Source organism: Streptomyces sp. NPDC043861 (assembly GCF_056435905.1).
Genome location: NZ_JBWKDP010000013.1, coordinates 131,929 through 146,061 on the forward strand (window position 1 = coordinate 131,929; position 14,133 = coordinate 146,061).

Annotated in this window: 8 protein-coding genes; 2 read left to right on the top strand and 6 right to left on the bottom strand. The window is 70.4% G+C overall.

Annotated features, from left to right (window positions below; all coding sequences use genetic code 11):
* Positions 1 to 265 precede the first annotated feature (265 nt).
* The 6 genes from AC068D_RS26925 to AC068D_RS26950 are packed head-to-tail and all read right to left on the bottom strand — an operon-like array spanning position 266 to position 9,034.
* A complete protein-coding gene (locus AC068D_RS26925) occupies positions 266 to 949 on the bottom strand; it encodes a formyltransferase family protein (RefSeq protein ID WP_478825653.1) in 684 nt (227 codons plus the stop codon).
* Entirely contained in the window at positions 946 to 4,092 is a 3,147-nt protein-coding gene (locus AC068D_RS26930) for a non-ribosomal peptide synthetase (protein ID WP_478825654.1), read from the bottom strand. The genes AC068D_RS26925 and AC068D_RS26930 overlap by 4 nt, the downstream gene beginning before the upstream one ends.
* Before the next feature lie 2 nt (positions 4,093 to 4,094).
* Positions 4,095 to 5,129 carry an NAD-dependent epimerase/dehydratase family protein gene (locus AC068D_RS26935; protein ID WP_478825655.1) on the bottom strand — a complete coding sequence of 345 codons (1,035 nt, stop codon included), beginning with the start codon at positions 5,127 to 5,129 and terminating at the stop codon, positions 4,095 to 4,097.
* Entirely contained in the window at positions 5,126 to 7,087 is a 1,962-nt protein-coding gene (locus AC068D_RS26940; protein WP_478825656.1) for a fatty acid CoA ligase family protein, read from the bottom strand. Before AC068D_RS26940 ends, AC068D_RS26935 begins: the two co-directional genes overlap by 4 nt.
* Complete coding sequence (locus AC068D_RS26945; protein ID WP_478825657.1) at positions 7,087 to 8,034, bottom strand: hypothetical protein; 948 nt, start codon at positions 8,032 to 8,034, stop codon at positions 7,087 to 7,089. The genes AC068D_RS26940 and AC068D_RS26945 overlap by 1 nt, the downstream gene beginning before the upstream one ends.
* A gap of 1 nt (position 8,035) precedes the next feature.
* A complete protein-coding gene (locus tag AC068D_RS26950; protein ID WP_478825658.1) occupies positions 8,036 to 9,034 on the bottom strand; it encodes a 3-oxoacyl-ACP synthase III family protein in 999 nt (332 codons plus the stop codon).
* A gap of 862 nt (positions 9,035 to 9,896) precedes the next feature.
* On the opposite strand from AC068D_RS26950, the gene AC068D_RS26955 reads away from it, so the two are divergent.
* Positions 9,897 to 10,973, top strand: coding sequence for a polyprenyl synthetase family protein (locus AC068D_RS26955; protein WP_478825659.1), 1,077 nt, complete (start codon positions 9,897 to 9,899; stop codon positions 10,971 to 10,973).
* 273 nt (positions 10,974 to 11,246) lie between these two features.
* A complete protein-coding gene (locus AC068D_RS26960) occupies positions 11,247 to 14,033 on the top strand; it encodes an alpha/beta hydrolase (RefSeq protein ID WP_478825660.1) in 2,787 nt (928 codons plus the stop codon).
* Positions 14,034 to 14,133 lie beyond the last annotated feature (100 nt).

Genomic DNA, 14,133 nt, shown 5'->3' on the forward strand with positions numbered 1-14,133 from the left:
GAACGGGGCCGGAGCCTTCGCGGCGTCCGGCCCCGTCCGTGTGTCCTCGTGCCCTCGTGCACCTGCAGGCCGGGCGACTCGACACGACCCTCCCCGATGACCCGGGGGACGCCACCGCGCCCACCGGCATCCGCCCGGTGCCCGCCGCGCGTCCACGCGCCGGTGGGCCCTGTGCGCGGCTCGTGCGTGCCTCCCGCCTATGCGCAGGGGCCATGGGCGGCACGGCATGCGACGGGCTCACGGAGCAATCCGCCGACCGTACGCTTCATCTCAGGGCCGCCGCGAGTTCGGGGAGATAGCCCGCCAGGAAGCCCAGATCGGTGGCGCGGCCGAAGTGCGGATGAGCGCGGTGCCGGGGCAGTCGGGCCAGCGCCTCGGCCCCGAAGTAGCCGCCGCCCCCGCCATCGGTGGGCACGGTGGGCTCGCCGGCCCAGGCCGGATCGGCCGCAACGAGCGGCACACAGCGTTCGAACAGCTGCTGGCACACCTGCAGGCCACGGCGCAACACCACGTGGAACGGCTCGTCCGGACCGATCGGATAGCGGTCGGCAGCCAGCGTGGCACCGGTGTCGATGCCCTCGTCCACCTCGTGGAGTGTCGCAGCGAACTCCCGCTCGCCGCGCAGCATCGCATACACCAGAGCCACTTCGGGAAGCCCCCGGTAGGTGGGCAGCGGACCGTGATGGATGTTGAGGATGCGCAGCCCGGACGACAGCACAGGAGCCCGGAAGATCATCCGGTTGTTGAGCGACCAGACGATGCCGTCCGTCCCGGCGGAGACCAACTCGCCGGCGACGGAGTTGATGTCCGCGACGACACGGTAGGGCACGTCGGGCCGGGTGGTGTCCGCGGCGGGGGCAGGGCCGCAGACGAGGTCCACGGGCCAGTCGTTCTCGAGTGTGTGCTGTACGGCACGCCAGAGCAGCGCGCCCTCTCCGACAAAGATCACGACCTGCTCCGCAGGGCCTCGACGGTCTCGACGACCCGGCCGAACGTGAGATTCCCGCTCAGGGAGCCAAGCCGGTCGAGGAATTGCTGCTCAGCCGACCGTCCCAGCAGTTCGTCGCCGAGTGCCGCCAGCATCTCCAGGACGGCGAGCGAGTCCCCGCCCAGTGCATGGAAGTCGGACGAGGCATCCAGGTCGCCGGCTTCGCAGTGCAGGATACGGGCCCAGATATCCGCCGTCACAGCTGCGACGCCGGGCACCGGAACGACGCCGGCCTCCGGAAGCGGCGCTCCCGCCGGGTGCGGCTCCGGCACCTCCGGCTCGGCGGTACCGTGCTCGAAGGGATTCGGCAGTGCGTTGCGGTCCGTCTTGCCGCTCGCCGTCTCCGGAAGCCCGGTGACCGGTCGCATCACGGTGGGCACCAGATGCGAGGGCAGGAACTGCTCCAACTCCGATCGCAGGGCCACTTCGTCGAAGGCCCCCCCACCCTCGGCGGGAACCACGAACGCGCACAGCGCCTGCGCGCCCGTGTCGTTCCTGCGGCGTGCGACCACCGCGGCCTGGGCGATGCCGGGCAGGGCGGTGAGTGCCGCCTCCACCTCGCCCGGCTCGACCCGATGACCGCGGATCTTCACCTGGGAGTCGATCCGGCCCGCGTACTCCAGCTGCCCGTCGGGCAGGCGGAGCACGAGGTCACCGGTGCGATAGGCGCGTCGGCCGTCCGGAAGATGGATGAAGCGCTCGGCAGTCAGGTCGGGGCGGCCGAGATATCCGCGGGCCAGCTGAACACCGGTCATATGGAGCTCGCCCGGCTCGCCGTCCGCCACCTCGTCCCCGCGGTCGTCCAGGACGGCCACGGAAGTGCGGTGGACGGGGACGCCGATCGGCGCGGACGCGCGATCGTGTGCGCCGTCGTCCACGACGGCGACAGTGCACGCCACGGTGGCCTCGGTGGGGCCGTAGACGTTCACGAACAGGCAGTCGGGTCCGAAGGATGCGCGTGCACGGCTGCTGCTGGCCGCAGTGAGGTTCTCACCACCGACCTGCAGGGCCCGGATACCGGTGGGCCGGATGCCGAGCCGCGCCGCGAGGTCGAGATGGGTCGGCGTGAGTCCGAGGGTGTTGGCCAGGCGTCCGGAGAACATCTCGCGCAGTTTCAGGTGGTCCAGTTCGCCGGGCACGGGTACGACGGCGCCCCCGTGCAGCAGGGGCGGGAAGATCTGCATGACGGAGAGGTCGAAGCCGGGGGAGAACGAGTACGCGACGCGGGTCTCCTCGTCGCACCGCATGAAGGGGGAGATCCAGCCGACCACGTTCGTCAGGCTGCGGTGCTCGATCTGTACGCCCTTGGGCTTGCCGGTCGACCCCGATGTGTAGATGACGTAGGCCAGATCGTCGGGCCCCGGGGCGGCAGCGGCGAGTGCCGCCCGCTGGTCCTCGTCGAATCCCGTGTCGTCGCCTGCGATGTCCTCGAGGCGGAGAATGCCGCAGTCGCCACCTTCGGCGCCGGTGCGCCAGGCCGGCTCGGTCAGACAGAAACGGGCGCGAGCATCGTGCAGCAACTCCGCGACCCTGCGGGCGGGATTGCGTACGTCGATGGGCAGAAAGGCCGCGCCCGCCTTGAGGACCCCCCAGACTCCTGCGAGGCCGAGCGCCGAGCGGTCCGCCAGGACGCCGACGACATCGCCCCGCCCCACTCCATGGGCCAGCAGGGCCGCAGCCACGGAGTCGGAACGGCGGTTCAGTTCCGCGTACGACCACGGTGGACCGTCGCCCAGCACAGCGGGTGCGTCCGGACGGCGCGCGGTCTGCGCACGGAACAGTTGCACCACCGTCGTGTCCAGCGACGGAAGCCCTCCGGGGCCGGGCGCCAGCAGGAGTTCGGCGGCGCTTCGGGGCCGTGGTGGTGCGAAGGGCGGCGGGTACGAGACGGGGACGGCCGAGCCCAGTGCGGACTCGACACGGTCCAGCAGTGTCGCGCAGCGCTCGCCGACATCCTCCGCCCCGCGGGCGGAGACCACCAGTTCGGTGTGCTCGGGCAGTTCCATCAGCGCGATGCTCACCGGAACCAGCGGCGCGTGCACCGGCAGTGCGTACACGGTCGCAGCGGTGAACTGCTCGGTACTGAAGTCCGCAGGCTCGACCCGGCCGGCGTTGGACACGATGGCCGACGCCAGATACCGGTGCCGTGCCGCAGCCGCCGCCCGCGAGGCGCCGAGCAGGGCCGCGGCCGCAGGCAGCGGCAGTCGGGCCAGTGACGCCTCCACCCCGGCCGCCAGCTCCTGCCGGGCGGCCAGTGCTTCGAGCAACCGCCGATGGACGGCGTCCGTGCCCTGGCCGGCCGGGATGTCGAGGAACAACGGCAGGGCCAGGTTGGCCGTCGACGACACGGCGGGGGCATGGCGCCGCAGATCCACCGGGACCATGATGCGGGCAGCGGGCGCCGCGACGGCGCCGGCGACCGCGACCGCCACCTTCGCGGCCAGTGCGGCGTGCCGTCCCGGAATCGTGCGCCGCAGCCACACCGAGCTGTTACCCGCCCTTCCGCCCAGTGGTGAGCGCTGGTCGAGCCCGAGACGAGGACGCCGGCCGGCCCGGCCCACCGTGTTCAGCAGCGAGTGGTCGGCCAGTGGGTCGGCGGCGCCGAGCAGCGGTTCGCCGCGCAGCGCGCGGAAGACCTCGGACGCCCACATCGTCGCGCCTTTGAGATCCATCACGGCGTGGGAGACGCGGAAGACCACCCTGCCCGGTTCGCCGGTGAGCAGCAGCACTTCGCAGGCGGGCCGGCCCTCCGACTCGGCCAGCGCGCCCATGAGTTCCGGCACTCCGGTGAGCGCCGCGCGGTCGAAGCCCGTTCCGTCGGCGACGACGATCCTCGCCGGACGTCCGCTGTCGACCCACATTCTGCCGCGGCGCACCAGCCGGGAGCCAGGGCAGGACGCCGATGCAGCAGCCACGGCCCTGCCCAGTGCCAGGGCATCGACGGCCCCAGCACCTTCGATCACCAGCTGGAGCACCAGAAGTTCACCCAGCCGCGTGGCGCCCAGATAGGACCACTCGGTCGGGGAGACGGGCCGGTGGAAGAGAGTCCGGCGGCGAGGGCCGTCTGCGGCACCGCTGCCCGTGGCACCAAGCTGAGCGGTCATGCCTACTTCACCTTCCTGATGAACTCGTCGACGCCGCCGATGCTGTCGATCCAGGCCTCCAGCCGGCTCATCCCCGTGTCGTGATCCACCAGTGCCGGGGACAGGTCCCGGCACGCCGCCGATGTGTCGTACGTCGCCGAACGGGTCAGCAGGGCAAGCGTGTAGCGCGAGAGCGGCGGTGACGTGTGTTTGGCCAGGGGCGGCAGCTTCCAGATCATGTCTGCCGTGAAGGCCAGCGCACGCAACACACCGTGGGAGACCTGCTTGGTCGGGGGCCTGCCGCCGAAACGCTCGGCGAGGAGCGCAAGCATGCTCCATATCTCCACCGGCTGCCGGTCGGCGATGAAGTACGACCGGCCGCCCACCCCGTCGGCGCGCGCCGCACGCACACAGGCATCGGCGGCGTTCTCGCAGTAACACAGCGAGGCGTAGACCTTCCTGCCACCGGAGAGGTCGGGCAGGCTGCCCGTCATCATCTTCGCGATCAGCCGGGGCATGAAACCCGAGTGGTCACGCGGCCCCCACACCGCACGCGGGCGCAGCGCCACCGTGGTGAAGTCGCTGCGGTTCGCCGCCAGGACGAGGCGCTCCGCTGCTGCCTTGGTCTCCGAGTAGAGATTGAGATGGCGCGCGGGGAACGGTTCGCTCTCGTCGATGTCGATCCGGTCGCCGCCGCGGACGGCCATCAGCGCGCTGGGACTGCTGATGAACACGAAGCGCCGTGCCCCGGCCGCCCGGGCCGCCGACATGAGCCGCTCGGTGCCCGCGACGTTCTCCTCCCGGAACTGTGCGCGGGTGCCCCGGTCGGTGACCCGGGCCGCGCTGTGGTGCACGACGTCCACCCCGTCCATCGCCCGGCGCACCGATGCGGGGTCGCGCAGGTCGCCGTAGGCGAACTCGACTCCGGGAACAGTGCGCAGATGGCTCAGGTCGCTCGTCTCGCGCACCAGCACCCGCACCTGGTCGCCGGACCGTGCACAGGCGTCGACGATGTGGCTGCCCAGAAAGCCGGACGCACCGGTCACGAGCACCTTCACGCGGCACCACCCTTCGCCCTGACGCTGCGACGACGCCACCAAGTGGCTCCGTAGAGCATGGTGAGCGCCGCGGTCGCCCGCGGCGCCCGCCCGGTGGCCAGCTCCTGCTCCACGCGCAGCGCGGAGGGTATCTGGGCGGCATGGACGACGACGCTCAGGAAGGCGTCGATCCACCAGAGGGCCGTCAGCGCCACATGGTCCCAGGGCAGCAACGGCCAGGCCGCCAGGTAGGCCCAGCCGACCAGCGGAACGGCACGCAGCGCCATGTCGCCGACGGTCGGCCGACGGCTTCCGGTCAGCCGGTCCTCGGCCCAGCCGGCCAGCAGTTCCCTGCGGATCTTGGCGTTGTGGCGGATGTCCACGGGAAAAGCGGGATGCGGCAGGAAGTCCTCGATCGTCTTGGTCACCGGGTTGTCCGCGCCGAGCGCACGCAACTCTTCCTCGATCCGGGGCCATTGGGTCCGCTCCGCGTCCGGAGCGAGTTCCACGCACAGCACGGGCCGCTGCTCGCCGTCCGGGCCGAAGCCCACCAGCGCGGTGCGCTGCACCTGCGGATGGGCGTTGAAAACGCCTTCGCATCGGACCGTGTGCAAATCGCCGTTCACCGTGCGGACGCGGTGGCTCTTGCGTCCGCAGAACCAGATGCGTCCTTCGCGGTCGACCCAGCCGGCATCACCGGTGCGGTGCCAACGACGTTCGCCGTCCTGGATCTTGTGCTCGGCATCGGCCCGGGGCGACTGGAAGTAGCGTGGACTGACGGCCTCGCCACTGACCACGATCTCCCCGATCTCGCCGTCCGGCAAAGCCAGCTCGGGTGTCCAGTGAGGAACCGGCTCGTCGCTGATCCCGATGATGCGGACCGAAGTGCCGGGTGCGGGGCGGCCCACACAGACACCGAGACCGGCAGCAGGGCCGTCGGCAGGTCCCGCCAGTGCCTCCCTGCTCTCGACGAGTGCCATCGGCAGTGCCTCGGTCGACCCGTAGGTGCTGAACACCCGTGCCTCCTCGGGCAGCACGGCCCGAAGCGCACTCATCAGCCCGGGACTCACCGGAGCGCCGCCCGAGACGATCAGGCGCAGCGACGGCACACCGGATCCGGCCCTTGCGAGATGGGCCGCCAGCGGGCCCAGCAACGCGGGCGAGGCGAACATGGCATTCACATCGAAGCGCCGGATCGCATCGGTCAGCAGCGCGGGGTCCGCGGCGCCGACCCGGCCCATGTTCATCTTCGGCACCACGACCGTGCGGCCCGCTGCCAGGTCGAACACGCCCATCAGAGGCAGGGTGACCAGGGTGCTGGTCATGTCGGCCGTGAAATGGCCGCTTTCCACTCCGTGCGCCATTCCCCGCAGCATCCCCACCGTGATCTCAACCGGTTTGGCCGGGCCGGTGCTGCCGGTGGTGTAGCCGATCAGTGCGAGGTCGTCCGCGCCGGACTCCAACGGAGGCGACTGCGGCAGTTCCGCACCGCGCTCGATCAGCTCATCGAGGCCGGTGCCGCTCCCGCGGCCCATCTTGATCACACTGCGCACCCCTGCGAAGGCGCGAGGCCGCAGACGCAGGAGGATGTGCGCGGACGGCACGCCGATGAAGGCCTGGACACCCACCCGCCGGATGCAGTCCAGCATGCGGTTCAGCCCCATGCCCGGGTCGACCACCACCGGAACCGCGCCGATGTGCATCAAGGCGAAGACCAGTGTCAGCAGATCCGCTCCGGGAGTGACCAGAAGAGCCGTACGGGTACCACGTCCGACGCCGCGCTCCTCGAGTCCGGCTGCGCATGCGGCGACCCTGGTGGCCAACTCGCCGTAGCCGACGGAGGTGTAGGCGGGCCGGCCCTTCGGCCCCTGGTCGTCCGGATGGACGACGGCCGTTCTGTCGGGCGTACGTTGCGCGTGCCAGGCGAGCAGTTCGGCCAGGAACGCGTCCTGGCGCAGGCCGGTCGTGCTGGCCGCCATCAGCGCGCGGCTCCCTCGGTGTCGTCCGCCAGCCTGTAGAAGGCGGCTGCCGAGCTCAGCCCCGCGCCGACGGCGACGAAGAGGATCCGGTCGTGGCCGGCGAACCTGCCCGTGTCCTGCGCCTGCCGGAACCCATGGGCGAGCGCCGAGGTGTGCGGGTCGCCCACCAGCCCTTCGACGGTCACCGCGGCGTCGGACGCCAGACCGAGGCTCTTGGCGAGGCGGGAGGGGAAGTCGGGCGTGGGCTGCGAGGTGATCAGGAGCGTGCGGTCGAGGGCCGTTGACACCTTGACGTTGTCCGTGCCGTACTCCGACACCAGACAGTCGTGCACCGAGTCGACGGCCAGATCGAGCATCCGCTCCACTGCATCGGGGTCGCGGTCGACGACGATGCTGTTGCGGCCCTCGGAGCCGACCTCGTACAGGGGGAGATAGCCGTTGACGCCGTGGGGGCCGGGCACCGAACGGTGGTGTACCCGACCGAAGCCGGTTGCGTCGTCCCGGCGTTCCAGAAGCAGCGCCGCGCCCGTGCTCGCGTACGGGAACTCGACGGTGCCGGCCCTGGCGGGGTCCATCGACGGATGTGTGTCTGCCGAGACCACGAGCACATGGCGGGCGCTGCCGGCTGCCAGCAGCGCACTGCCGGCCTGTACGGCGTTGAGCATGCCGCAGGCACCGTTCATCAGGTCGAACGAGAAGGCCGCCCGCCTGTCGGTGGCGTGTAGATAGTCCAGGTTGATGCCGATGCGCTTCTGGACGAGCGCGGCGACGGACGGCTCGGAGATGTTGGAGTCGCGGTAGACACCGACGTTGATCAGGACGTCGACGTCCGTGGGGGTCAGTCCTGCCTGCTCGAGACAGGCGCTGCCGGCCGAGGCCGCGTAGCCGATGGCACTGCCGGCGTCGTCCGCCGGGCTGAGCGCGGTGGAAGTGATGACGGTTGCCATGTCATACCTCCAGCGAGGACACGGTCGCGGACAGGAAGCCGGTCACCACGCCGGAGGCGGCGGGGACCAGGAGGATTTTGGAACCCTTGGGTATTCGGCGTTCCGCGAGTGCCTGGTGCAGAACCAGATAGTGCGAGGTCGTCGCGGTGTTGGCGAATTTTTCGACGACCGACAGCGACTGCGGCATCGGCGTCCCGAAGATGGTCTGACCCACATGGTTCATGTAGTCGACGAATCGGCTGCCGACCTGGTGCTGGACGACGAAGTCGTATCCTTCGTCGGCGAATCGACGGCCGTCGTCGGCCAGTTTGTCGCCGTGGAATGTCGGCCACAGCGAGAGCCGGTCCTCCGCGTGCATCTCTTTGTTGTTCGTATACATGGCGAGGTCGCCGGTGTCGTCGCTGGGCATGCCCAGGCAGAGATGCGAATACTCCGAGCAGGTCATCAGCTCGATGTCATGGATGACATCCGCGTCGTCGGTGGCGCGGTCGACGACCACTGCCACCGCCGAGTCACCGACGGAGAGCGAGGCGAACTGAGGGTCCCGGCTGTCCTCCATCTCGCGCGCGGCGGTGAAGGCGATCGGGGTGATGTGCTCCCCGCTGAGCACCAGGCCATTGCGGACCTCACCGGACCGGATCATCCGGTCCAGCAGATAGACGCCGGTCATCATGCCGGCGCAGGCGTTGGAGACGTCGAAGTGAATGGCGCCGGTCGCACCCAGCTCCTGGGCGATGCGATGGGCGAACGACGGCTCGAACTGGTGGCGCCGGCCATCCGTGGTGCGGCTGATGGAGCACGAGATCACGATGTCGATCTCGTCCGGAAGGTAGCGCGAGCGCTCCAGACAGTCGCGGGCTGCCGAGACCGCCATGGTGAGACAGTCCTCGGGGGTGTCCCCGGTGTCGTCCGCGACCCGGCGCTCGGCCATTCCCGTAATCTTGTAGAGGTCGAATTCCGGTGTCTTCTCCATACGGCCGAGGAGTTCCGGGGTACTCATGACCGCAGAGGGGAGGTAGGCCCCGATGGACTCTAAGCGACTGCTGTGCACAAACCTCTCCCGATTGCTTCTCGTCCACGCGGCGCACTGACGCAGGCGAAGTGAACAGGTGTCAGGAAACTTCTATCTGCGTCGCGTTCTTTTGCGGTGAAGTCCTCGATACATTCGTGTTTCACCGCCGAGGGCCCGGTTCCGCTTGCGGGAGCCCCGGGCACGGGTGCGCTGTTCGACGACGTTAGCGCACGGTTCAGCGAGGTCTCACGCCGGAAGGCTGTGACGATCACCACTCGCCGTTCATGGGGAGTTGCTGAATGTGATGGCCGAATTTCGGCGATCCCGCGCGGAAAAGTGGTGAGTTGTTCGCCGTCGCTCGTCGGGTCAGGCCTCCGCCGGAGCGCCGGAGCGCCGGAGCGCCGGAGCGCCGGAGCGACGGGGCAACGGGGCAACGGAGCGACGGAGCGACGGAGCAACGGGGCGACGGAGCGACGGGGCAACGGGGCAACGGGGCAACGGGGCAACGGAGCAACGGGGCGACGGAGCGACGGAGCGACGGGGCAACGGGGCAACGGGGCAACGGGGCGACGGAGCAGTGGGGCAACGGAGCAACGGGGCGCCGGTCGGCGATGCGCGGCTGAGCCCGGGTGCCGGCCGTGGTCACCCGCCGACCTCGCGTCGGCTGCTCTCCGGCCCCGGCCGCATGGGGGTGAAGTTGTTCCCTTGCGGTTGAATGGCGAGCTCAACCCTTGCAAGGTGCATGAGGAGTTCCCTGCCACCGAGCGGTTGACCGCGCACGAAACGCACGGAACCCACGCGCCGACCTCCTCGACCCCTCCCACACCACACCCGGGAACGACCTCTCCTCATGAACGACACAGCCGCCGCGATCCGACGCGCCGATCGCCACCGCCGACATTTCGACGTCCGCTTCGAGGCGTACTTCGACACTCTGGCCGGACGCCTCGACACACCGCCGCTGAGCAGCTTCACGCCCCGCTGCCTGGAACTCGTGCGGGACCTGTCCCTGCGCGGGGGCGGACGCCTGAGGGTCGCACTGCTCCACGAGGCGGCCCGGCTGATCACCGTCGACGAACTGCCCGCCCTCGAGGCGGCTGCGCTCAGCGTCGAACTGCTCCAGACGCACGGCCTCATCCACGACGACATCATCGACGACGCACCCGTCCGGCGCGGCGGCCCTTCGACCTACTACGCCTACCGGCGGGAATTCCCGGGACGCGAACAGACCGCACTCGGACTCGCCGTGCTGGCCGGCGACCTCGCCGCATTTCTGTCACTGCGCGTCCTGCTGGAGGCGGAACTGCCCGTCGAACTGCGCCAGTCCCTGATGGACGTGCAGATGCGTGCTGCCACCGAGACGATCTCCGGACAGATCGTCGACCTCGAGCGTGACTTCCATGCCGTACCCGGCGAGGACCTGCTGCACTCGGTGACCGAGTACAAGAGCGCCCGGTACTCGATCCTGGCGCCCCTGCGCCTCGGGCTGCTCGCCGCCGGCGAGGATCCGGCACCGTACGACGCCGGGCTGCACCGGTACGCACGCCTGGTCGGCATCAGCGGGCAGCTGCGGGACGACTACCTCGACCTCTTCGGGGACGAGGGCACCCTGGACAAGTCCACCGGCTCCGACATCCGCGCCGGACGCCGCAGTTACACGGTCAGCGCGATCCTGACCGTGGCCACGGAGGCCGAGACCGCCCTGCTGGAGGGCGCACTGGGCGACCGCCGCTGCACGGACGGGACGATCGAGCGGATCAGGGACATGGCCCGTCGGCATGGTGTGGACGAGCGTCTACGGGCGGACATGCGCCGCTTCGCCCAGGAGGCCGCAGCCGAGACCGCCGACTGGCCGCGGCACTGGCGCGCCGAGGCGGTCGACTTCTTCCGGACCCTGCCGGTGTGGAACGTGGACCGGATGCACTGACCTCGTCCCTCACGCGAAACAGCGCCGTTCGGCCCCGGGTGACCCCGGGGCCGAGGGCTGGTGTCCCGGCCTGCGGGCCCAGTCCTCCCCGGTGTTCCCTTCCCTCGCCGCCTCCGAGCGCCATGGCCGTACAACTCGCCGTTCCAGACACATGTTTGAGACACCTGACACGGCAAGGGGCAACCCACCGTGATCAGTTGCCGTCCTCCGGGAACGAGGGAGGCTCCCAGGACTCCTGAGGCGCCCCACGGAACCGATGATGAGGAAGCCACTGTGATACGGGTCATACGCGTGGTGACCGCCTCCATGGCGGTACTCGCGCTGGCAGCGGGATCGCCGCAGGCGGCGCAGGCTGTGCAGATGCCTGCCGGCTCTCCGGCGGCCGCGCCGCCGGGAAGAGTGGACGGGGGCCTGCCGCCCGGTTGGCAGTTCACCGGCACGGGGGCCGGAAGACAGCTGGTCTGGACCGCGCAGGAGCCGGTGCCCATGGGCGATGCACGTGTCGAGTTCTACGCCGGGAACCGGCTGCTCGGCCGACCGGTGGCCGCCCGGGACGGACGCTCCTTCCACTTGAGGCTCGACGGCGCTCGCATCGAGCCGTCGGCGAAGCTGCAGGTGCTTGCCGGCGGCCGCCGTCTGGATGCTGCCGCGGCCGGGGCGGCCCCGCGCTCCCGGCCCCGTCCCGTCCCGTCTCAGCAGGGAGCCGCCGCTCCCGCGAACCAGGTCGACCCCGGAACTCCCGGCTCCTATCGCACCGTCCGCGGCGAGTACGAGCTGAACTCGGTTCGACTGCCCGGATTCCCCGCCGAGGTGGAGATGCGCGCCACGGTGGTGGGGCCGGCCGACGCGCCGGGAAAGCGCCCCCTGGCACTGTTCCTGCACGGCCGGCACTCCACGTGCTTCGGCGCCGGGGACGAGGTGAACGGTGACTGGCCCTGCAAGCCCGGTGCCCAGCCGGTGCCCAGCCACCAGGGCTATCTCCGTGCCCAGAAGCTCCTGGCCTCACAGGGCTATGTCACGGTGTCCATCTCCGCCAACGGCATCAACGCGCAGGACTACCTCGCGGCGGACGGCGGCGCACAGGCCCGTTCGTCCCTGGTACGCATGCATCTGGCCCGCTGGGCCGACTGGGCCGGCGACCGGACCGGTGCACCCGCCGCCGTGCGCGCCGCATCGGCGGCAGACCTGTCGCAGGTACTGCTGGTCGGTCACTCCCGAGGCGGTGAGGGTGTCAACCTGGCCGCACTCGACAGCATCCACCGGCCGCCCGCCGACCAGGGCGGGTACGGGGGACCGGTGCGCTGGAAGGTTCGCGGCAACGTCCTGATAGGTCCTACTCTGTTCGGACAGAACCCGGCACCCGACGTGCCCTCCATGACCATCCTGCCGGGCTGCGACGGCGACGTCTCCGACCTCCAGGGCCAGATCTACGTCGACGGCACGCGCGGCGTCAGCAGCGGCACCGCTCTGCACAGCGCCGTGTACATGGTCGGCGCCAACCACAACTTCTTCAACAGCGAGTGGACCCCGGGACAGGCGAAGGCACCGGCCTTCGACGACTTCGGGGACGGTGAGACGACGGACCCGGTCTGCTCGCCGGGCCGGAACACCCGCCTGACCGTCAGCCGGCAACAGTCCGCGGGCGCCACCTACATCGCCGCGGCGGCCAGGTTGTTCGTCGCGGGTGACGACCGGGTTCGCCCGCTGCTGGACGGCTCGGGCCGCCGCGCCCCCTCCGCGGACCCCGCCCGAGTGCTCACCCATGCCGTCGGCGCCCACCGGACGGCGGCCTTCCTGCCCGGGTCCTCGGTGTCCGTCAGCGGCGGCCGGCTGTGCGCACAGGTCGGCAACGACCCGGCCCGTGCCTGCCTTCCGCCGGACACGACCGGTGCGTCGCCGCACTTCGCCTCCTGGGAGGTGTTGCCGGAACCCGGCCGCGACGCCGTTGCGATGCGCTGGTCGAGCCCTGGCACCAAGGCCACGGTGCGCACCGAACGGCCGGTCTCCCTGGCGGGCACCGGCGCACTGGCGCTGCGCGTGATCGTCCCGCCGAACAGCGTCGGCACTCAACTCGACGTCGCCCTCGTCGACGCGGCGGGCCGCCGTGCAACCCTCGGCCGGGCGCGCGTCGACGGGCTGCCGGGAAGCGAGCGGACCGCCTCCTACTGGGGACGCGAGGTCCGCGTACCGCTGTCTGCCGCAGTGCGGGCCGGGCTGGATCTGAAGCATGTGAGCGCTCTGGAACTGACCCCGCGCAACCGCTCCGGACGGGCCTGGCTGATGGACGCATGGGGCTGGCGCCCCGGCACTCCTGCGGTACGCCCGGCTGAGCTTCCGCGCGTCGACATCGGCCAGCTGACGGTCAAGGAGGGTGACTCCGGGGCGCGGACGTACCGTGTTCCGGTACAAGTCTCCGGGCAGGGCAGCGGGCAGGTCCGGGTGTCCGTCCCGAAGCAGGGCGCGGACGGATTCACACACCGAACGGTGACCGTGCGCCCCGGCGGAAACGACATCGACGTGCCCGTCGTGGTGAAGGGCAACACCCGCTACGGCAACGACGTCTCGCACGAGTTCTTCGTCAAGGCCGTTCGCGGTGCGGTGGTCGGCTCGTACCGAGGCGGAGTGACCGCGCAGAACGACGACGAGATGCCCAAGGTCAGGATCACACCGGTCGCGAACGACGTCGCCGAGGGCAAGCGCCTGCGCTGGCGGGTGTCGCTCTCAGCGGCCAGCGACTCGGACATCATGGGCGAGTTCAGATTCCTGCCGGTCAGCAACGGCTCGGAGCTGTCCACCAAGGACGTCGACCGGCGATGGCTCATGGACAACTTCGGTCAGTCTCCGAGCCCTGCCCGGCCCCTGTCCAAGATGGCGGAAGGAACTACTCTGTCGGCCACCGTTCCCGCCGGCAAGCTGAGCACCGACGTGATCGTGCCCACCATCACGGACCGGGTGAGGGAACCGCGGGAATCGCTGCTCGGCCGGCTGTACACCTATGACGCGAACTGGGAACCGCAGCCGGGCCCCGTGGCGACCGGGACGGTGCGGGACGCGTCGTAGCACAGAGGCGAGCGACGAACCGTCCGACGGTGTGACACCGGCTCCGGCCGGAGCCGGTGTGTGGTCGTGACCGAGGCGCCTGACGGGCATCGGCCCGTCA